This is a genomic window from Pseudomonas sp. GD03842 (assembly GCF_029841165.1).
In the GTDB taxonomy this organism is placed as follows: Bacteria; Pseudomonadota; Gammaproteobacteria; order Pseudomonadales; family Pseudomonadaceae; genus Aquipseudomonas.
Window position 1 is genome coordinate 153,272 of sequence record NZ_JAOCEA010000008.1, and the last position, 19,585, is coordinate 172,856.

Annotated in this window: 18 protein-coding genes; 7 read left to right on the plus strand and 11 right to left on the minus strand. The window is 59.8% G+C overall.

What is annotated here, in order from left to right; translation table 11 throughout:
- Positions 1–124: 124 nt before the first annotated feature.
- The 3 genes from soxG to fdhA all read left to right on the plus strand — a co-directional run bounded on the left by soxG (position 125) and on the right by fdhA (position 3,334).
- On the plus strand, positions 125–757 hold the full coding sequence (gene soxG / locus N5D61_RS13525; protein ID WP_279893210.1) for a sarcosine oxidase subunit gamma family protein: 633 nt from the start codon (positions 125–127) through the stop codon (positions 755–757).
- 226 nt (positions 758–983) lie between these two features.
- A complete protein-coding gene (gene purU / locus N5D61_RS13530; protein ID WP_108237752.1) occupies positions 984–1,841 on the plus strand; it encodes a formyltetrahydrofolate deformylase in 858 nt (285 codons plus the stop codon).
- A gap of 293 nt (positions 1,842–2,134) precedes the next feature.
- The gene (fdhA, locus tag N5D61_RS13535; protein WP_108237753.1) at positions 2,135–3,334 is read left to right on the plus strand and encodes a formaldehyde dehydrogenase, glutathione-independent; all 1,200 of its coding nucleotides are present in this window, start codon (positions 2,135–2,137) and stop codon (positions 3,332–3,334) included.
- A 48-nt stretch (positions 3,335–3,382) separates the two neighbouring features.
- Here the strand turns inward: fdhA and N5D61_RS13540 are convergent, their stop codons facing one another.
- Positions 3,383–3,736 carry a hypothetical protein gene (locus N5D61_RS13540; RefSeq protein ID WP_279893212.1) on the minus strand — a complete coding sequence of 118 codons (354 nt, stop codon included), beginning with the start codon at positions 3,734–3,736 and terminating at the stop codon, positions 3,383–3,385.
- Between the two features lie 305 nt (positions 3,737–4,041).
- Here N5D61_RS13540 and N5D61_RS13545 point away from each other — a divergent pair, with 305 nt between their 5' ends.
- The gene (locus tag N5D61_RS13545) at positions 4,042–4,590 is read left to right on the plus strand and encodes a DUF2780 domain-containing protein (RefSeq protein WP_279893213.1); all 549 of its coding nucleotides are present in this window, start codon (positions 4,042–4,044) and stop codon (positions 4,588–4,590) included.
- Positions 4,591–4,712: 122 nt separating this feature from the next.
- On the opposite strand, the gene N5D61_RS13550 is transcribed toward N5D61_RS13545, so the two are convergent.
- A complete protein-coding gene (locus N5D61_RS13550) occupies positions 4,713–5,606 on the minus strand; it encodes an acyltransferase (RefSeq protein ID WP_279893214.1) in 894 nt (297 codons plus the stop codon).
- A gap of 194 nt (positions 5,607–5,800) precedes the next feature.
- Here N5D61_RS13550 and N5D61_RS13555 point away from each other — a divergent pair, with 194 nt between their 5' ends.
- Complete coding sequence (locus N5D61_RS13555; RefSeq protein ID WP_279893215.1) at positions 5,801–6,301, plus strand: ATP-dependent zinc protease; 501 nt, start codon at positions 5,801–5,803, stop codon at positions 6,299–6,301.
- A 15-nt stretch (positions 6,302–6,316) separates the two neighbouring features.
- On the opposite strand, the gene N5D61_RS13560 is transcribed toward N5D61_RS13555, so the two are convergent.
- The 8 genes from N5D61_RS13560 to N5D61_RS13595 all read right to left on the minus strand — a co-directional run bounded on the left by N5D61_RS13560 (position 6,317) and on the right by N5D61_RS13595 (position 15,598).
- Positions 6,317–6,946 carry a glutathione S-transferase gene (locus N5D61_RS13560; RefSeq protein WP_108237758.1) on the minus strand — a complete coding sequence of 210 codons (630 nt, stop codon included), beginning with the start codon at positions 6,944–6,946 and terminating at the stop codon, positions 6,317–6,319.
- A gap of 143 nt (positions 6,947–7,089) precedes the next feature.
- Positions 7,090–7,281 (minus strand): hypothetical protein, encoded by a 192-nt coding sequence (locus N5D61_RS13565; protein WP_108237759.1) that lies wholly within the window; start codon positions 7,279–7,281, stop codon positions 7,090–7,092.
- A complete protein-coding gene (locus N5D61_RS13570; RefSeq protein WP_279893216.1) occupies positions 7,278–8,411 on the minus strand; it encodes a PepSY-associated TM helix domain-containing protein in 1,134 nt (377 codons plus the stop codon). The genes N5D61_RS13565 and N5D61_RS13570 overlap by 4 nt, the downstream gene beginning before the upstream one ends.
- Positions 8,412–8,493: 82 nt before the next feature.
- Complete coding sequence (locus N5D61_RS13575) at positions 8,494–10,950, minus strand: TonB-dependent siderophore receptor (protein ID WP_279893217.1); 2,457 nt, start codon at positions 10,948–10,950, stop codon at positions 8,494–8,496.
- A gap of 246 nt (positions 10,951–11,196) precedes the next feature.
- Positions 11,197–12,186, minus strand: coding sequence for a FecR family protein (locus N5D61_RS13580; RefSeq protein WP_279893219.1), 990 nt, complete (start codon positions 12,184–12,186; stop codon positions 11,197–11,199).
- The gene (locus N5D61_RS13585; protein WP_279893220.1) at positions 12,183–12,701 is read right to left on the minus strand and encodes an RNA polymerase sigma factor; all 519 of its coding nucleotides are present in this window, start codon (positions 12,699–12,701) and stop codon (positions 12,183–12,185) included. Before N5D61_RS13585 ends, N5D61_RS13580 begins: the two co-directional genes overlap by 4 nt.
- Positions 12,702–12,932: 231 nt before the next feature.
- Complete coding sequence (locus N5D61_RS13590) at positions 12,933–13,652, minus strand: 3'-5' exonuclease (protein ID WP_108237764.1); 720 nt, start codon at positions 13,650–13,652, stop codon at positions 12,933–12,935.
- A gap of 11 nt (positions 13,653–13,663) precedes the next feature.
- Positions 13,664–15,598 (minus strand): putative nucleotidyltransferase substrate binding domain-containing protein, encoded by a 1,935-nt coding sequence (locus tag N5D61_RS13595; protein WP_108237765.1) that lies wholly within the window; start codon positions 15,596–15,598, stop codon positions 13,664–13,666.
- Between the two features lie 225 nt (positions 15,599–15,823).
- Here N5D61_RS13595 and N5D61_RS13600 point away from each other — a divergent pair, with 225 nt between their 5' ends.
- The gene (locus N5D61_RS13600; RefSeq protein WP_108237766.1) at positions 15,824–16,270 is read left to right on the plus strand and encodes a response regulator; all 447 of its coding nucleotides are present in this window, start codon (positions 15,824–15,826) and stop codon (positions 16,268–16,270) included.
- Positions 16,271–16,387: 117 nt separating this feature from the next.
- Here the strand turns inward: N5D61_RS13600 and N5D61_RS13605 are convergent, their stop codons facing one another.
- Positions 16,388–18,565 carry a malate synthase G gene (locus tag N5D61_RS13605; RefSeq protein ID WP_279893221.1) on the minus strand — a complete coding sequence of 726 codons (2,178 nt, stop codon included), beginning with the start codon at positions 18,563–18,565 and terminating at the stop codon, positions 16,388–16,390.
- Between the two features lie 481 nt (positions 18,566–19,046).
- Between N5D61_RS13605 and N5D61_RS13610 the strand changes: the two genes are divergently transcribed.
- A complete protein-coding gene (locus N5D61_RS13610) occupies positions 19,047–19,568 on the plus strand; it encodes an ACT domain-containing protein (protein WP_108237768.1) in 522 nt (173 codons plus the stop codon).
- Positions 19,569–19,585 lie beyond the last annotated feature (17 nt).

The window sequence follows — 19,585 nt, forward strand, 5'->3', positions numbered from 1 at the left end:
TGTAGGAGCGCGCTTGCCCGCGATGGCGTCATACCATCCGGCATTGATGTCGATTGACACACCCCCATCGCGGGCAAGCGCGCTCCTACAGGGCCGATACAACAGAATCCAAGACAGGTGCTTTATGACCACAGCCAACGTTTACCAACAGCGGCCATCGACCGACGTCAAAGCCGAGTCGCCACTGTTTCACGCCGACCTGAAAAGCCTGGTCGGCAAAGGCCGCACCAACCCCGGTGTGGTGCTGCGCGAGAAAAAATTGCTGGGCCATCTGACCCTTCGTGGCGATGCCCATGATCCGGCGTTCGCTGCCGGTGTACACAAAGCGCTGGGCATGGAACTGCCTGCCGCGTTGACGCTGGTGTCCAGCGGCGAAAGCTCGATTCAATGGATGGGGCCGGACGAATGGCTGCTGATCGTGCCGACCGGCGAGGAGTTCGCCACCGAGCATAAGCTGCGCGAAGCGCTGGCGGGGCTGCACATTCAGGTCGTGAACGTTTCCGGTGGCCAGTCGTTGCTGGAGCTGACGGGGCCGAACGTGCGTGATGTGCTGATGAAGTCCACCAGCTACGACGTGCACCCCAGCAACTTCCCCGTGGGCAAAGCGGTGGGCACTGTCTTCGCCAAGTCGCAACTGGTGATTCGCCGTACCGGCGAAGAGACCTGGGAACTGGTCATCCGCCGCAGCTTCGCCGATTACTGGTGGTTGTGGCTGCAGGATGCGAGCGCCGAATACGGTCTCGGTATCGCTGCCTGACCCTGTAGGAGCGCGCTTGCCCGCGATTACCGGTGACGCAGTCTGCCTGATTCGCCGCGGCGGCCCAATCGCGGGCAAGCGCGCTCCTACAGCGAATTTTGATCTTGCCCACGCTCCGCGTGGGCACGCATCCCGGGACGCTCTGCGTCTCATGTGATGGACGCGGAGCGTCCTGAACCGCATTCCCACGCAGAGCGTGGGAACGATCCGCGATTGAGGAGAAAGTATGAGCCGCGCCCCCGATACCTGGATTCTGACCGCCGACTGCCCCAGTGTGCTGGGCACGGTGGATGCGGTGACGCGCTTTCTGTTCGAGCAGGGTTGCTACGTCACCGAGCACCATTCGTTCGATGATCGGCTCTCCAGCCGCTTTTTCATTCGCGTCGAATTCCGTCAGCCGGACGGCCTCGATGAGGCGTCGTTCCGCTCGGGCTTGAGCGAGCGCGCCAATGCCTTTGGCATGAACTTCGAGCTGACGGCGCCGAATTATCGGCCCAAAGTGGTGATCATGGTCTCCAAGGCGGACCACTGCCTCAACGACCTGCTGTACCGCCAGCGCATCAACCAACTGTCGATGGACGTGGTCGCGGTGGTTTCCAACCATCCGGATCTGGAACCCTTGGCGCGCTGGCACGACATCCCCTATTACCACTTCCCGCTCGATCCGAACGACAAGCCGGCGCAGGAAGCCAAGGTCTGGCAGGTGATCGAGTCGTCTGGCGCTGAATTGGTGATCCTCGCCCGCTACATGCAGGTGCTCTCACCGGAGTTGTGCCGCAAGCTCGACGGCAAGGCCATCAATATTCACCACTCACTCTTACCGGGCTTCAAAGGCGCCAAACCCTATCACCAGGCTTATAACAAGGGCGTGAAGCTGGTGGGCGCGACGGCGCATTACATCAACAACGACCTGGACGAAGGTCCGATCATCGCTCAGGGCGTCGAGGTGGTGGATCACAGTCATTACCCTGAAGACCTGATCGCCAAAGGCCGCGACATCGAATGTCTGACCCTGGCGCGAGCGGTGGGGTATCACATTGAGCGTCGGGTGTTCCTCAACGCCAATCGCACAGTGGTGCTGTAAACGGTAGGAGCGATGATCGTTCCCACGCTCCGCGTGGGAACGCATCCCGGGACGCTCTGCGTCCCATGTGAAGGACGCAGAACGTCCTGAGCGGCATTCCCACGCAGAGCGTGGGAACGATCAATACGATCAACAAACATCGGTAGGACGCCGTCGCGGGCAAGCGCGCTCCTACAGGCGATCAAAATCTAACGAAATACCCAGAGCAACCATTGCGTTGCGGCAACACCCAAGCAACGCATTTCTCCGCTACACAGCTGTATCCATAAAAACAATTTAGCGAGGTGAAAAGCATGTCTGGTAATCGTGGTGTGGTGTATCTCGGCGCAGGCAAGGTCGAAGTACAGAAGATCGACTATCCCAAAATGCAAGACCCGCGCGGGAAGAAGATCGAGCACGGTGTCATCCTGCGCGTGGTATCCACTAATATCTGCGGCTCGGACCAGCACATGGTTCGCGGTCGTACCACTGCTCAAGTCGGCCTGGTGCTGGGCCATGAGATCACCGGCGAAGTGGTCGAGAAGGGCAGCGACGTCGAAAACCTGAAAATCGGTGATCTGGTGTCCGTGCCGTTCAACGTGGCGTGCGGCCGCTGCCGGTCTTGCAAGGAACAACACACTGGCGTCTGCCTGACCGTCAATCCGGCCCGTGCCGGTGGCGCTTATGGTTACGTCGACATGGGCGACTGGACCGGTGGCCAGGCCGAGTACGTGCTGGTGCCTTACGCCGACTTCAACCTCCTCAAACTGCCAAATCGTGACAAGGCCATGGAAAAGATCCGTGACCTGACCTGCCTGTCCGACATTCTGCCCACCGGTTACCACGGTGCGGTGACGGCTGGCGTCGGCCCCGGTAGCACCGTTTATGTGGCCGGTGCTGGCCCGGTCGGTCTGGCCGCGGCGGCGTCGGCTCGCCTGCTGGGCGCTGCCGTCGTCATCGTGGGTGACCTCAACCCGGCGCGTCTGGCTCACGCCAAGGCACAGGGTTTTGAAGTGGTCGACTTGTCGAAGGACACGCCATTGCATGAGCAGATCGTCGAAATCCTGGGCGAGCCCGAAGTGGATTGCGCTGTCGATGCGGTGGGTTTTGAAGCCCGTGGCCATGGTCATGAAGGTGCCAAGCATGAGGCCCCGGCCACCGTGCTCAACTCGCTGATGCAGGTGACCCGAGTGGCCGGCAAGATCGGTATTCCTGGGCTGTATGTGACCGAGGATCCAGGCGCCGTGGACGCTGCGGCCAAGGTCGGTGCGCTGAGCGTGCGCTTTGGCCTGGGCTGGGCGAAATCCCACAGCTTCCACACCGGCCAGACCCCGGTCATGAAATACAACCGCGCCTTGATGCAAGCCATCATGTGGGACCGCATCAATATCGCCGAAGTGGTGGGCGTACAGGTCATCAGCCTGGACGATGCACCACGCGGTTACGGCGAGTTCGATGCAGGCGTGCCGAAAAAATTCGTGATCGACCCGCACAAGATGTTCAGCGCGGCGTAAACCATTTGTCTGTCATAAAAAAGGCGACCTGTGAGTCGCCTTTTTTATTTATTTTGCCAGTGTCATCTTCAGGTAAGGCGTGGACTTTTCGCCATTCTGCTCAATCGTCTTACCGCCATAGCTGCAAATGGTTTTTGCAGGTTGTTCCTCCACGGACAGAGGTTTCAACTCGTATTTTGGCTCCAGAAACGTATCGCTGGTGGCCATCGTTTCACCTTCCCACTTTTTACCGCCAGAGGCGGGCGCCTCATATTTGAAGCCTTCGTTGTAAGGCGCCGGCGTGTCGGGGGATGTGAAGGCAGAAGCCTTTATGTCTGAAGTTTTTGGGCAGACAGAAACATCTGCGTAGGAGTAGCTGACGATGCACAAGCTCGTTAGCACGATCATGAGTCCGTTTCGCATAATGAGTTTTCCTTGGGGTCATTGAAGTAGTCATTCTGCGAAGGTCGTTTATTTCCGCATACTGTCAGAAATGACAGTTTTGCTATCGATTGGAAGTAACCACCAGATTGCTTATTGCGCAATGTGGACCAAGCACTTGGTTGCTCGATACTCGGTGACTGGCGCTGTCGCGCGCGACCCATGCCAGTCGCGTGACCGTTTGAACTTCCTTCCGGGTCATGGTCCAACGCGTGTTTATCCGGCCATGCCATTCTTCTCGGTGGCAGGGTTTCCTGGAAAGTGAGGTGAATGCAATGAAGGTTTCGATGAGAGTCGCGCGCGGTGTCTCGCTGGCGGCATTGATGGCGCTGGCGACCAGCCCGGTATTCGCTTTCAATCTGAATGACGCGGCCAATGCCGTTTCCAATGCCACCGGTGGTCAGCAGAAAGCCACGACCGCACCGGAAGCCGCTGGCCTGCTCAACGCACTGGGTAGCCAATTGAACGTGACGCCGCAACAGGCGGTGGGTGGCACCGGCGCACTCCTGGGGCTGGCCAAGAACAAGCTTTCCAGCAATGACTTCTCACAGCTGAGTCAATCGGTCCCCGGGCTTGATCAGCTGTCCGGCACCTCCGCCCTCGGCAGCTTGGGAGGGCTGAGTGGCATGCTCGGCAATGCGGGAAGCCAATCGGCGGTCAACAATGCGCTGGGCAACGTGCAGAGCATGGGCGACGTGAACAAGGCGTTCAGCGCGCTGGGCATGGACAGTGGGATGGTCAGCCAGTTTGTCCCGGTGATCCTGCAGTACCTCGGGCAGCAAGGTGCCAGTGGATCGGCCCTGTCGGCGCTGAGTGGAGTCTGGGGCGCGAAATAACTACGAAGCCATTGGCAACCCTGCCGGGCAAGCTTTCCGGTGACATCTCAGGCCCGTCGACGAAGACCTCGGCGGCTCTGAGATAGCCGCGCACAGGCCCCCTTTGGAGGCCTTGCACCGCGTCAGGAGCGCGAGCCGTCTTCCCTCAGCGCCGCGATGCGCTCATCCTTCTCGATCCACAGTTGATTGACCCATTCCTGCACATACTCACGAAATACCGGATCGTTCTCGTAGTCGCCTTGCCATAACGCGGGTTCGAGTACGCGGGTCTCGATGTCGACGATCACCCGGGGCACCTGGCCGGAGATCAACTCCCAGAAGCCTGGGATGTGTGGCTGCGGGTACACCACGGTCACGTCCAGGATGGCATCCAGTTGTTCACCCATGGCAGCCAGCACGAAGGCGACGCCACCGGCCTTGGGCTTGAGTAGGTAGCGATAGGGCGATTTCTGCTCGGCATGCTTCGCGGGCGTGAAACGGGTGCCTTCGAGGTAGTTCACCACGGTCACGGGTTGGCGTTTGTACAGTTCGCAGGCCTGGCGGGTGATTTCCAGATCCTGCCCTTTGAGCTCCGGGTGTTTGGCCAGGAAGGCCTTGCTGTAGCGCTTCATGAACGGGTAATCCAGGGCCCACCACGCCAGCCCCAGAAACGGCACCCAGATCAGCTCTTTTTTGAGAAAGAATTTGAAGAACGGCGTGCGGCGGTTGAGCGCCTGCACCAATGCCGGGATATCCACCCACGACTGGTGGTTACTGATGACCAGATAAGAGGTGTCGCCGCGCAGATTTTCATCGCCCCTGATCTCCCAGCGTGTCGGAATGCACAGCCTGAAAATCAGCTTGTTGATCTCGATCCAGGTCTCGGCGATCCACATGACCGCCCATGAGCAGCGATCGCGCATTTCACTCTGAAACACCAGTTTGAGCAGCGCGAAGACCATCAGAGGTCCGAACAACACCAACGTGTTGAGCAGCAGCAACAAGGTAACGGCAATTCCGGTGAGCAAATGACGCATACATCACTCAAGGTCGGGAGTGGGGCGGCAATGATAAGCAGCCTGAGCATCTGAGCCAAATCCGACTGTCGCCGACAAATGTTTCACTTGATTACCTGTAGGGTCACGATGTTTGTTTGTAAGCGAACCCTACGCAAAGTTGCGGTCTAAAATCGGGCTCATGCAACGTCCCACCATCGAGAGGAAATGGTTACGTGAAATCCCTTCTGGCGCTTCTGTCTTTGCTGGCGTTGCCCGTCATGGCCGCTGAGCCCACGATTTATGGCCGTTACGAATACATCCAGGTTTCTGAGCTGGGTGAAACCTTCAAGGCGAAGATGGACACCGGCGCACTCACCGCCTCGCTGTCGGCCAAGGACATCGAAATGTTCAAGCGTGATGGCGATGACTGGGTGCGCTTCCGTCTCGCCACCAAAGATGCCGACAACAAGGTCTATGAACACAAGGTGTCGCGCATCAGCCGCATCAAAGGGCGGTCGGATGGCGAAGATGAAGACGAGCCGGTCGACCCGACCAAGCGTCCAGTCGTGGACTTGGAGCTGTGCTTGGGTGACGTCAAGCGCACCGTCGAAGTCAACCTGGTGGACCGTAGTCACTTCAACTACCCGCTGCTGATCGGCGCCAAGGCCCTGCGCGAGTTTGGCGCAGCGGTGAACCCGGCGCGCCGGTATACCGCCGACAAGCCAGAGTGCTGACGACACCGCAGACCGTTACGCGGGCGGCATCGTCTCCTTCATCGAGGGCCGCTCACTGATCTCGTAAAACCAGTTGGCCAGCCGTGGGAAGCTGCTGCGCCAACCCAGGTCCGGCTGGCGGAAATCGAGATAGCCCAGGGCGGCGGCGAGGCTGATCGCTGCGATGTCGAAGTTCGAACTCAACTCGGTCACCGCTTCGGTTTCGAAATAGGACAGCGAGCGAAAGATTTTTTCCCCTTGGCTGTCCTGCCAGTCGGTCCAGCGCTTCGCTTCGGGGCGCAGATAGGTTTCATAGCGAATCAACACCGCCGCGTCGAGAATGGCATCCGCCAGCGAGGCCAGTGTCAGGCGTCTCCAGCGCGCGAATCCATCCCGCGGTATCAGCGGATTGCCGACATGCTGGTGATCCAGATAATCGAGAATGACCCGACTGTCGTGAATCACATTGTCATCCGCCAGACGCAGGGCTGGGATCTTGCCGCAGGGATTGTCGTGACAGACTTGCGCGTCGGGGCTGACCGGCGTGACCGTGACTGGTTTGAGGCTGACCCGATCTGTCTGGCCGGTTTCGTGAAGCAGAAGCATTACTTTGCGTGCGAAAGGCGAAGCGGCGCTGTAGTACAGCGTCATGCTGGGGGCAGACATTGACATTCCTCTTTTCAAACTGGCCACCAAACGAGTCATCGGCTCGGCGTCCTTCACTGTGTCGGCATGGCGTGTGGATGGATGAGCCCGATTCGCACGCCATTTTTCACAAGGCAGCCACCCTTGTGCCGATCCGGTGCGGATCAGGCCCGGCGCCGAACCAAAAGCCCCTTCAGACTCAACCACGCCGGAATGCCCATGCCGAGCCACGACAGCACATCCCAGGCGCCATCGCCCAACAATGCGGCGAAAAGGCCGGTGGCAGTCAGCAGCGCGATCCAGATCGGGTTGCCGAAGGTTTTCCAGAAGGCGGGGTGTTTCTTGTGTCGAGTCATGCCGCCTCCACCGCTTGAGGGACATTCGCGCCCGCCGCTGCACGGCGACGCACCCACCACAGGTAAAGACCGCTGCCGAGCACGATGATGGTCAGTACGTCGAGCAGGCCCCACAGGATCTTCATGGGCATTCCACCGTAATCGCCGAAGTGCAAGGGCTGCGACAACAGCAAGGCATCCATGTACCACGGGCTGCTGACGATGGCGGTGACGCTCAGGTCCTTCGCATCGATCAATACCGGGGTCAGCAGATGCGACGTCAGGTGGGTGCTGCCCTTCATGAACACCGCATAGTGGTGCTCGCTGGAAAACCGCGAGCCGGGAAACGCAATGAACGACGGTTCACTGCCGGGCACGGCAGTTTTGGCGATGTCCAGCAGGCGGGTGGCCGGGGCGCGTTCGGTCAGTGGCGGAGCATCGTGGTAAGGCGCGACCATCGCCGCCAGCGCATCATTGCGCCATTGGGCGATGACCAAATCGGCGCAGGCGTTGAGCACGCCGGTCAACCCCACGACGAAGGCCCAGGTCAGGGTCACGACGCCGATCAGGTTGTGCAGGTCGAGCCAGCGCACGCGCGTCGATTTGTTCGGGCGCACGGTGGCGAAATCCAGCCGTCTCATGAAGGGGGCGTATAGCACCACTCCGGAAACAATCGCTAATACAAACAGCAAACCCATGAACGCCAACAGCAGCTTTCCGGGCAACCCGGCGTACATATCGACATGCAAACGCAGCATCACCATCATGAAGCCGCCGTTGGCCGAGGGCGTTTCGACCGCTTCCCCAGTACGCGAATCCAGCATGAACGTGTGGGTATCGTTGGGATCGCCGCCCGCCGTTTTGCCCATGAAGGCGTACATGCCGTTGGGTTCGTCTTCATCCCAGCCGAAGTACTGGACGACCTCGCCGGGACGATGGGCTTCAGCGGATTTCACCAATCGCTGAAGGTCCATGCGCGGGGTATCGGCCGGCATTTCCTTGATTTGCGGGGCATCACCCAGCAAATGGTCGATCTCGTGATGGAACACCAGCGGCAGACCGGTGATCGCCAGCATCAGCAGAAACAGCGTGCAGATCAGGCTGCTCCACGTGTGAATGAATGACCAGCGGCGGATGGTTTGGCTCTTCATGGTGCGGGTACCCGGTTGAGCGAAAGCAAAAAGGGCCGCTGTAGCGAGCGGCCCTTGTTTTCAGCAATGGGATTCTAAGCGATTACCATTTGTAGTTCACGCTGGCGAGTACATTGCGGCGGTCGCCGGCATAGCAGTAGAAACCGTCACAGGTGGATAGGTATTCCTTGTCGAACACGTTATTGGCATTGACCGCCACGCTCAGGCCTTTGAGCGAAGTGTTCATGCGTCCCAGGTCGTAATGAACGGCAGCGTCGTAAACCGTATAGGACGAGCTGTGCCCGTCGTCGGTGTCTCGCACGAAGTCCAGGCTTCCGATCGCGATGTTGTCGGTTTCGCCGATGTAGCGTGCGCCGAAGCCCAGTCCGAAGCCATCCAGCAGCCCGGTATGAAAGGTGTAGTCAGCCCATACCGAGGCAGCGTTTTCCGGGGCGAGCGGCAGTGGACGGTTCTTGTCACGCGGGTCAGTGACCTTGGTCATTTTGCTGTTGGCGTAGGTGTAGGACGCTGTGAGCTTGAGCTCGTCAGTGACGTTACCGACCGCTTCCAGTTCGAAACCGCGCACTTTTGCTTCACCCAACGGGCGGGACGTGCCGAAGGTGTCGCTGAGCACGATGTCACGGCGGGTCAGGTCATACGCGGCGGCCGTGAACAGCATGTCGGTGCCTGGCGGCTGATACTTGATGCCTGCTTCATATTGCTTGCCGGTTCCCGGTTTGAAGGCGCTGCTCTGGCCGGTCTGGGCGTTGGCCGCGCCACCTTGCTCGGCCTGGAACGACTCTGCGTAGGAGATATACGGGGTGAAGCCTGAGTCGAAGACGTAGCTCAGAGCCGCGTTGCCGGTGAAGGCACTGTCGGTGCGATCGTCGCGGTCATCGGCCAGGTTGTAGAACTTGGTTTTGGTCTTGAGCAGGTCCTGGCGACCGCCCAGCGTCAGGCGCCAATTGTCGAGCGCCATTTGATCCTGGACGTAGGCGCCGAAATCATCGGTTTTCTGGTTGTAGTTCTGAAATGCGAAATAGGAGACGTTGCTGAAGTCGAGACCATAAGGGTGGGTGATGATGTTGCCATCGGGCGCCGATCCGAACAGCCATTTGTAATTGTGGTTGATGCGCTGGTAATCGGCGCCCAGCAGCAACGTGTGCTTGATGACGCCAGTGTCGAAGTTGGCTTCGAAGTTGTTGTCCAGCGCGAACTGACTGATGTCCTCGTTGACCACGTTGGCACCGCGGCTCAAGGTGCCATCGTCCTGGACGGCAAACGCACTGCCTCCCGAGGTGATGGTCTGGAACGACAGATCGCTCTTGGTGTAGCGCAGGTTTTGGCGGAATTGCCACACGTCATTGAGGCGGTGTTCGAACGCATAGCCCAGCGAATAATAGGTCCGGTCGTAGAACTCCCAGTCCGGATCACCGAGGTTCTCGTGGCTGCCGACCTTGCCCGCGGGCGTGGAAAGACGCGTGCCTTGCAGAGGCAGGAATTGACTGGTCGCACCGGTATCGTCCCGGGTGAACATGCTCAGGAACGTGAGCTTGGTGTCTGGATCGATGTTCCAGGTCAGGCTGGGCGCGATGTTGTAACGCTTGTCGTCGATATGGTCGACGCTGGTGCCGCTGTCGCGGACGACGCCACTGACACGGTATTCGAACGTGTCGGCATCGTCGATCTTGCCCGTGCTGTCGAAACTGATTTGCTTGCGGTTATAACTGCCCACCTGAGCCTGGACCTCATGGCTGGCTTCGGCCTGCGGACGACGACTGACCATGTCCACCAGGCCGCCAGGCGGCGTCTGGCCATACACCGAAGACGCCGGTCCGCGCAGCACGGCTACCCGCTCCAAGTCCCAGGTTTCCATTTTCGGCATTGCGTAAGCGCCTTTCGGCAATGGCAGGCCATCGAGAAACTGGGTCGGCTCGAAGCCGCGAATCTTCAGCCACTCGGCCCGCGTGTCGCTGCCGTAGCTGCTGGCCACCACGCCCGGCATGTAACGCACCGCGTCATCGAGGTTCTGAACGGCGCGGTCCTGCATTTGCTGACGGGTCGCGACCGAGACCGAGCGGGGCGCCTCGGCCAGTGCAGTGTCAGTCTTGGTACCGGCTGCGGTGCGAGTGGCGGCATAGCCCTCGGCAGGCCCCCATGCGCTTTCAAGACCATCCTGACGGCCCTGAATGCTGGTCTCCGGCAACGCCATCACACCTTCCGGCGCGGCGACGAGGCTGTAGGTGCCGGCCGTGGTCTGACTCAGCTGCAAGCCGGTGCCGCGCAAGGCCTGAGCCATCGCACCCGGTGCGTCGAACTGACCCTGGACAGGCGCCGAGGTGCGACCGGCCGCCAAGGCGGGGTCCAGCGAAAGGGCCACACCGGCCTGGCTGGCGATCTGGGTCAGCGTGGTCGACAGCGCGGCGGCAGGCAGGTTGTAGGCACGAACGCTCGATGCCTGCGAGGCCGCCAGCAATGGGTTGCTTGCCAGGGGCGAAGCGAGGGCGACAGCGACGGCCAGCAGGCTCGGGCGCAGATAGGTTTGAAGCGTGCGAGACATGGGCGGCTCCTGAGTGGAAGGGTTCTCAATGCCTATGTGCCGAACGAAAAGGACAAAGTGATAGGGCCGAATCGAAAATAATTTAGATTTACATTTTGACGTATTTTTTGACCGCCGCTGACAGGGCGGGGTCGATTGGGCGATCGGTTGCATGACGGTTCCATCGCCGGCGCGCGTGGGGTCAGGTCTGTCGCTTGAGCACAGATTGCTGCCGCTTTGCGCGCGACTTCGGCCTAGCGCTTGAATCTAGAGCTTGCGGGTTTCCCGGGTGTCGCTGGGGATCACGGTCACCCACCAGTGGGTCCGCGCTTCGATGGCCACGGGTAACGTGGGCGTCAACGCCTTGAGCGCCAGGTCAGTGTCGTTCAGTGGAAAGCTGCCCGTGATGCGCAGGTCTGCGACGCTGGGCGCCACGCTCAGGTAGCCGGGCCGGTAGCGGCTCAGCTCCGCGATAACATCCTTGAGGGGGGCGTTATCCACCACCAACATCCCGCGCAGCCAGGCATCGGCGCCAGGCTCCAGTGCCACCATCGGGCCCAGGCTGTGGCGCTGGATGAGCATCTGCTGGCCTTCGTGCAGGATCATTTCGTTACCGGTGGCGCGAGGATGCGCGGCCACGGCCGATTGCAGGACGCTCAGCAGTGTGCCGTCGTCCCGGCGCTTGACCAGAAATTTCGTTCCCAGGGCGCGCATCTGCCCTTCGTCTGTTTCGACGATGAACGGCCTGGGGTCGTTATGGCTGCCGGTCTCGACGAAAATTTCGCCTGCCTGAAGAATGATCCGACGCTGCTTGGCATCGAACTTCACGTCCAGCGCGCTGTGGGTGTTGAGTCGGATCAAGGTGTGGTCGGACAGCCGAATGGTACGTTGCTCGCCGGTGGCCGTTCGTTGGTCCGCCAGCCAGTAGTCGATCGGCACAAAACGCTCGCCCAGGACCAGGGTCAGCCCCAGGGCGATTGCGATACCGGCCACGCCGCGCCCCAGCTTGCGCATCTGCCGGCTGACACCTTCGCGCGAGCGGATCAAAGCTGACCGTGCGGGGCCGGTGGTGCTGGCGAAACGCTGGTCGAGCATCCCCAATTGTCTCCAGGCGCGGGCATGCTCGTCGCTGGCTGCATACCATTTGGCGAATTCCTCGCGGTCCGCTTCGCTGGCTTGTCCTCCGTCCAGGCAGAGCTGCCAAGCGATTGCGGCGTCGAGCACTTTGGATGAGACGGGGCGGGTGCTGATGCTCATGTCGGTTCGCCGTACAGGGCGACATAGCATTGGCGCGTCCCCTGGGCCAGATACTGGCGCACGCGGGGAACGGAGACCCCGATCATTTGTGCGATTTCGGCGTGGCTCAGGCCGTCCAGCCGACTGTACAGAAACGCGGCCCTTGCCTTGCTGGAAAGCTTGCCCAGTAAACGGTCGATGGTTTTAAGGTCTTCGAGGATCAATTGTTGCTGCTCCAGCGACGGTTGTTCCGCCTCGGGAATCAGCATCAGTTCGTTCAGGTAGGCCTGTTCCAGCGCCGCGCGACGGAAATGGTCGAACAGCAGTCCTTTGGCCACCTGCAACAGAAACGCCCGGGGTTCGCGGGGAGTTTCCAGGCGCTCCCGGCCAAGCAGGCGAGTGAAGGTGTCCTGACTCAGGTCTTCGGCGCGTTGCGGGCAAGCGACGTTTCGTTTCAGCCAAGCCAGCAACCAGCTGCGATGATCGCGATAGAGCGTTCCGACGAGCTGATGTTGAGGACTTTGGAATGACGACACAAGGGCACCGAAGAAAACAAAGTAACTAACGAGAATTATTCGCGATTGTGTCAGAGCGATTGAATGCTGGCAATTGGCGCTTATCGGAACGAGCCGAGCAATTGTTGTGGGAATTGGGAACGGATGCTGTCGGCTGAAGGTGCTTAGGAACGGTACCCATTGCTCCCAGTCTAGCCCGGCTTGTTGCGCACGTGCCAAAGCGCCCCGGTCCGACGATGACGGCATCGCCCTTCAGAATGAATGCGACTGCTGTCTTCGACGCCATTTCGCCAGGCATTGCTCCAACTGTAAGGGGCTGTTTATTCCCTGCTTTCGCGCATGGCTGAAGAGGATCAGCGCCAGTTCGGCGGTCACCAGCGCGTCGGCACTGGCATGGTGACGCTCTTGGGCATGCAAACCAAAAAAAGCCGTCCAGTCATCCAGCCCCGCTTGACGCGCACAGGCCTGGGGACACAACAGCGGCGCCATGTCTGCCACGTCGAAGAATGGATGCTGCAGCTTGTAGCCAAGGCTTTCTTTCAGCGCCCGGCCCAGCATGTGCTGGTCGAAGGGCGCATGAAATGCCAGCAGCGGGCTGTCGCCGACGAATGCCATGAAGTCCAGCAGCGCCTCGACAGGCTCACTGCCTGCGGCGATCGCATCGGGCCCCAGACCGTGAATCAATACACTTGGGCTGAGTTTGTGATCGGCGCGCAGGAGCGTGCGCTCGAACTGCTGGCCCAGATCAATGGCGCCGTCTTCGATCACCACGGCGCCAATGGACAGCACCTGGTCGCGGTTCATGTTCAGGCCGCTGGTTTCCAGATCCAGCACCACCCAGCGCTGGTCGCGCAGCGACGTGTCGCCGAGCGGCGCTGCTTGAGGCAACTCGCTGAGGCGCAGCAGGTGTTCGGCGAGCAACTCGGGTGCCGGGTTGTGCCTGGCGTGTTTGAACCACTGAAACAGCTTCATCGATCGGTCGCTTAAAGTTGATAACGCAAGGTCAAGCTGGATTGCAGACGCTGCGCCTGTCGAAACGATTCACGGAGGATGCGCCGATCCAGATGGTTCAACACATCCGGGTCGATCCGGTTCGAGTACGGCAGGTTTTGTCGGCCCTGTAGCTGGTGCTGTTGCATTCGGGTCTGCTGAATGAAGTGATACGCCTCTTCATAAGCGGCGCCATCCAGCGGATCGATGACGCCCTTCGCGACCAGTTGGCGCAGGCGTTCAAGGGTGTTGTTGGCGGGCACGCCATTGGCCAGCGCCAACAGCCGGGCGCCGTCGACGAACGGGGTCAGTCCCTGGGTCTTGAGGTCCAGCGTGTCTTTTTCGCTGCCTTTACGGGCTACCACGAAGTCTTTGAAACGCCCCACCGGCGGTCGCTGACGAAGGGCGTTGTCGGCCATCATGCGCTGAAACAGCTTGTTGTCTGCCACTTGGTCCAGAATGCTTTGGCGCAGTTGCTCGCCACCGCTCTCATCGCCCCAGACCACCCGCAAGTCAAAGTAGATGCTGGACGACAACAGGTTCTCCGGGGTCGCCTCACGAATGAAGCCGCTGAAGCGACGCGCCCACTCAATGCGTGACAGGCACAGCTCAGGGTTGCTGGCCATGATTCCGCCTTTACACAAAGCAAAGCCACACAGCGCGAGCGCTTGGGTAATGCGATCGGCAATTGGCAGCAGACGGCCGCGAATCTCGGCGGCATGGGCCGCGTCCCTGGCTTCGAAAAGAATGCCATTGTCTTGATCGGTGTACAGGGTCTGTTCGCGACGCCCTTCGCTGCCGAAGCACAGCCAACTGAACGGGATACCGGGGTCGCCTTTTTCCTCCAGTGTCAGCTCGATGACCCGACAGACCATGTGATCGTTGAGCAAGGTGATGATCTGGGTGATTTGGGTCGACGAAGCGCCGTGGGCCAGCATGCGATCCACCAACTGCACGATATCGCCGCGCAGGTTGCTCAGTGCATCGATACGCGGGGCGGTGCGAATGGTGCGTGCCAGGTGCACCAGGTCCACTCGCTGCAGGGAAAACAGGTCACGCTCGGAGACCACGCCGCACAGGCGGTTGTCTTTGACCAGGCAGACGTGGGCGATGTGCCGTTCGGTCATGGCGATGGCCGCGTCGAACGCACTGGCATCCGGGCTCAGATGGAAAGGCGATTGAATCATGCTGCGGCTGATGGGGTCTGCGAAGTCGGCGTGGACGTCGGCCACCACCTGCCGTAAATCACGCAGGGTGAAGATGCCCAAGGGTGCCTTGGCTTGATCGACGATCACGATGCTGCCCACCTGCTGCTCGTCCATCAGTTTGACCGCGTCGCGCAGGGGCGTGTCCGCGGAGCAGGTCACGGGGTGTCGCATCGCCAGTTCACCCAGCCGCGTGTTCAGGGAATATTGCGTCCCCAGTGTTTCCACCGCCTTCTGCTTGACTTGCTGGTTCACCTGCTCCAGCAGACTGCTCACGCCGCGCAGCGCAAAGTCGCGGAAGCTACTGGAAAGCGCAAACAGCTTGATGAACGCCTGTTTGTTCAATTGCAGGCAGAACGTATCTTCACCTGCAAGGTGTTCGGTCCGGGTGGCACGTTCGCCCAACAGGGCGGCCAATGGAAAACATTCGCCGGTGGTGATTTCGAATGTGGTTTCAGTGCCGCCCTTGGCCGAGTGCGGGCGCTCTCCGACAACGCGACCTTGCTTGACGATGTAGAAGTGCTCTACTGGCCCATCGCCAGGCTTGATGATGCTCTCATCCGTAGCGTAGAAACGCAGCTGGCATTGTTCGACCAGGTAGGCGAGGTGGGCGTGCTCCATCTGGCTGAACGGCGGGAATTTTTGCAGGAATTGCATGGTCCCGTGAATGTTCTGCAGCACGGCTGTCTTGCCTGCCTGGGTGAAAGCGTCCGCTTTGCTCATGACCGATACCGCTTGTTTTTATGGCCCCATGGTCAACCGCTTATCGGGCAGTGCCCATTGGACGTAAGTCTTAGGCATCCAATCGACAGTGGAGTGCGATGTTCGCTTGGTGTAGAACCGCATCACGTAACGGCTGTGTAGGTCTGGTTGCAAGCCAGCAAAGGGATGCAGCGTATCGGTCTGATGACGCTGTCAGTATGAAGTCGACGGGAAGATGAGACGGGTATGTTCGATCACGACATTTTGAGTGATGAAGAGCGCGATGCCCTCAATGAGGTCATGCTGGCGCCTCCATCGCAATCGCCACAACGGGTGTTGATCGTCGATGACGATAAGGATGCCCGGGAAATTCTGGCCGAGATTCTCAGCCTCAATGACATCAGTTGCATCACGGCGGCGGGCGGGACCAGCGCCATGCATTTGCTGCAGACCCGACCTTCCATAGCGCTGTTGATCACTGACCTGCGGATGGCCCCTTGCGACGGTCTGGACCTGATTCGCCAGGTCAGGGATTCGGAGCGCGCTGCGATGCCGATCATTATCGTGTCGGGCGACGCTCACTTGCGCGATGCCATCGACGCAATGCACCTCAGCGTGGTGGATTTTCTGCTCAAGCCGATCAACACCAAGCAGTTGCTGCAGGTGGTGAAACGCGAGTTGGGGATGGCATGACGGCAAGTGTCGATCCGTAGTCCAGTCTCTCGCGTGATGGCCGAAGGCACGGCAGTCGGTCCTGGCCGATAAAAAAGACGGTGTGCCTGGCAGACACACCGTCTTCGTTTCCCCGGCTCAGCGAGCGTTTTTGGCCTTGAACTCGCGGCGGCGGCGATGCAGCACCGGCTCGGTGTAGCCGTTCGGTTGTTTCGTGCCTTCGATCACCAATTCGACCGCCGCCTGGAAGGCGATATTGCTGTCGAAGTCCGGTGCGAGCGGGCGGTATAGCGCGTCATGGGCGTTTTGTCGGTCAACAACCGGCGCCATGCGCTTGAGGCTATCCATCACCTGGCGCTCGCTGACCACGCCGTGGCGCAACCAGTTGGCGATGAGCTGGCTGGAAATCCGCAGCGTTGCACGGTCTTCCATCAGGCCGACATCATTGATGTCCGGCACCTTCGAGCATCCCACGCCTTGATCGATCCAGCGCACCACGTACCCCAAGATGCCCTGCGCGTTGTTGTCCAATTCGTTCTGGATTTCTTCAGGTGTCCAGTCGGTATTCGGGGCCAGCGGGATGGTCAGGATATCGTCCACCGATGCCGGTGCGCGCTGCGCCAGTTCAGCCTGACGGGTAAACACATCGACCTTGTGATAGTGCAAGGCGTGCAGCGCTGCGGCGGTCGGTGACGGGACCCAGGCGGTATTGGCCCCGGCCAAGGGGTGAGCGATTTTCTGCTCGAGCATGGCGGCCATCAGGTCTGGCATCGCCCACATGCCTTTGCCGATCTGCGCACGCCCTGGAAGGCCGCATTTGAGGCCGATATCGACGTTGGAATTCTCGTAAGCGCCAATCCACTTTTCGGCCTTCATCTGCGCCTTGCGCACGACTGGGCCGGCCTCCATCGACGTGTGGATCTCGTCACCGGTGCGATCCAGAAAACCGGTATTGATGAACACGACGCGCTCACTCGCGGCCTTGATGCAGGCTTTCAGATTGACCGTCGTCCGTCGTTCTTCATCCATGATTCCGACCTTCAGCGTGTTGCGCGGCAGGCCCAGCACGTCTTCGACGCGACCAAACAGTTCGTGTGTGAACGCGACCTCTTCCGGACCATGCATCTTCGGTTTGACGATGTACACCGACCCCGTGCGGCTGTTGGCTCGGGAGGTATTGCCGTTGAGGTTGTGGATGGCGGCCAGGCTGGTCAGCAGACCGTCGAGAATGCCTTCAGGCACCTCATTACCCTGATTGTCGAGAATCGCGTCGATGGTCATCAGATGCCCGACATTGCGCACGAACAGCAGCGAACGTCCATGCAGCGTCACAGGCTCGCCTTTTGGCGAGGTGTAGACCCGATCCGGATGCATGGTGCGGGTGAACGTTGTACCGCCTTTGGCCACTTCTTCGGCCAGATCCCCCTTCATCAGGCCCAGCCAGTTGCGATAGACCACCACCTTATCCTCGGCGTCGACGGCGGCGATGGAGTCCTCGCAGTCCATGATCGTGGTCAGCGCCGCTTCCATTAGCACGTCTTTGACACCTGCCGCGTCGGTCTGGCCGACCGGACTGCCAGCGTCGATCTGGATTTCGAAGTGCAGGCCATTGTGTTTCAGGAGCAGCGCAGTGGGGGCCGAGGCTTCCCCTTGAAAGCCGATGAGTTGCGTGTCATCACTCAGACCGGTGTTGCTGCCGTCCTGGAGGCCGACAATCAGCACCCCGTCGACGATCTTGTAGCCGGTGGAGTCGACGTGGGAACCGGTCGCCAAAGGGGCGGCTTCGTCGAGAAACGCCCGAGCGAACGCAATGACTTTATCGCCCCGAACCTTGTTGTATCCCTTGCCTTTTTCCGCGCCGCCTTCTTCGGAGATGGCGTCGGTGCCATACAGCGCATCGTACAGCGAGCCCCAACGGGCATTGGATGCGTTGAGGGCGAAGCGGGCGTTCATGACCGGGACCACCAGTTGCGGCCCGGCCATGGAGGCTATTTCTTCGTCGACGTTTTGCGTCGTGATCTGGAAGTCTGCCGCTTCCGGCAGCAAGTAGCCGATCTCCTGCAAAAAGGCCTTGTAGGCCTTGGCGTCGTGCGCTTTACCGGCATTGGCCTGGTGCCAGGCGTCGATGCGCGCCTGGAAGTCGTCACGTTTGGCGAGCAGGGCTTTGTTCTTCGGGGCCAACTCATGGATCAGCTTGTCGGCACCGGCCCAGAATGCAGTGGCGTCGATGCCGGTCCCGGGGATCGCCTCGTTGTTCACGAATTCCAGAAGGACTTTGGCGACCTTAAGACCACCGACTTGAACGTGTTCAGTCATTGCTTGCCTCACTCTGCTTAGCTATGTGCGCTTCGAGCGCTCTCTTGTTAAAGCCATCGTGATCGCCGCTTACCCTTGCCAGAACATGCCCTGTCAGGCGGCTGGGCCGAAGGGGTAACCTGAAACGAGGCGTGATCCACTTTGCGGAACAGGCTTTCAGGGGCGGCGATGCTAAGTCAGGCATTGTTTCTTCGTTGTGGTAGTGCTTATGTAGTGAACGCTGCCGGATACTACATGATGAGTTGCGTTGTGAAAATCAGACTAAATATGTCACCAAGCGACTGAATCTCTTCGCAGAGTCACATCAAGGTTACGGATGTTCTCAAGAAGAGGGTGAATTGTTCCATGGATTTGAATAAATAGTACACAAAATGTTTCCTCAGGCCTCAATCGCGCATTGGGTGCGGTTGCCTATACTCGGTCGATCCCTGTGCAGGCTTCGTTCATCGGCTTGTACTCACAAGACCATCAGGAGTGGACCATGGACTATCTCATTGCGACCGTATTCGCCCCAGACAAACCTGGGGTGGTCGAGCGGATCGCCTCATGCATCGCAAATCACGGCGGCAATTGGCTGGAAAGCCGTATGAGCCATCTGGCGGGGCAGTTCGCCGGAATCGTGCGCATCGGGGCGCCCCTCGAGGGCCAACCTGCCTTGAAGGCGGCTTTGCAAGAACTGACGATCCACGGCATTCGCGTGCAATTCGCGGAATTGGGCAATGAGCCAGTAAATGCGTGGAAGCCAATCAGCATGGAATTGGTGGGAAACGATCGGCCCGGAATCGTGCGTGACCTGTCTCGAGTGTTGTCCGAGCAAGGGGTTAACGTTGAAGAACTGGAGACGAGCGTGGAGCCGGCCCCGATGAGCAGCGAGCTGCTGTTTCGTGCCCACGCATTGCTGGGCCTACCTGCGGGCCTTTCGCTGGAGACGTTACAGGAACGGCTTGAGACCTTGGCCGATGAGTTGATGGTGGAGCTGAACCTGGAGCACGACCCTCTTTAAGCCAGCCTCTCGACACC

Excerpts from the sequence above, each read along its gene's own strand:
- soxG (WP_279893210.1), top strand. The coding sequence starts at position 125 with ATGACCACAGCCAACGTTTACCAACAGCGGCCATCGACCGACGTCAAA.
- purU (WP_108237752.1), top strand. The coding sequence starts at position 984 with ATGAGCCGCGCCCCCGATACCTGGATTCTGACCGCCGACTGCCCCAGT.
- fdhA (WP_108237753.1), top strand. The coding sequence starts at position 2,135 with ATGTCTGGTAATCGTGGTGTGGTGTATCTCGGCGCAGGCAAGGTCGAA.
- N5D61_RS13540 (WP_279893212.1), bottom strand. The coding sequence starts at position 3,736 with ATGCGAAACGGACTCATGATCGTGCTAACGAGCTTGTGCATCGTCAGC.
- N5D61_RS13545 (WP_279893213.1), top strand. The coding sequence starts at position 4,042 with ATGAGAGTCGCGCGCGGTGTCTCGCTGGCGGCATTGATGGCGCTGGCG.
- N5D61_RS13550 (WP_279893214.1), bottom strand. The coding sequence starts at position 5,606 with ATGCGTCATTTGCTCACCGGAATTGCCGTTACCTTGTTGCTGCTGCTC.
- N5D61_RS13560 (WP_108237758.1), bottom strand. The coding sequence starts at position 6,946 with ATGTCTGCCCCCAGCATGACGCTGTACTACAGCGCCGCTTCGCCTTTC.
- N5D61_RS13565 (WP_108237759.1), bottom strand. The coding sequence starts at position 7,281 with ATGACTCGACACAAGAAACACCCCGCCTTCTGGAAAACCTTCGGCAAC.
- N5D61_RS13570 (WP_279893216.1), bottom strand. The coding sequence starts at position 8,411 with ATGAAGAGCCAAACCATCCGCCGCTGGTCATTCATTCACACGTGGAGC.
- N5D61_RS13575 (WP_279893217.1), bottom strand. The coding sequence starts at position 10,950 with ATGTCTCGCACGCTTCAAACCTATCTGCGCCCGAGCCTGCTGGCCGTC.
- N5D61_RS13580 (WP_279893219.1), bottom strand. The coding sequence starts at position 12,186 with ATGAGCATCAGCACCCGCCCCGTCTCATCCAAAGTGCTCGACGCCGCA.
- N5D61_RS13590 (WP_108237764.1), bottom strand. The coding sequence starts at position 13,652 with ATGAAGCTGTTTCAGTGGTTCAAACACGCCAGGCACAACCCGGCACCC.
- N5D61_RS13595 (WP_108237765.1), bottom strand. The coding sequence starts at position 15,598 with ATGAGCAAAGCGGACGCTTTCACCCAGGCAGGCAAGACAGCCGTGCTG.
- N5D61_RS13600 (WP_108237766.1), top strand. The coding sequence starts at position 15,824 with ATGTTCGATCACGACATTTTGAGTGATGAAGAGCGCGATGCCCTCAAT.
- N5D61_RS13605 (WP_279893221.1), bottom strand. The coding sequence starts at position 18,565 with ATGACTGAACACGTTCAAGTCGGTGGTCTTAAGGTCGCCAAAGTCCTT.
- N5D61_RS13610 (WP_108237768.1), top strand. The coding sequence starts at position 19,047 with ATGGACTATCTCATTGCGACCGTATTCGCCCCAGACAAACCTGGGGTG.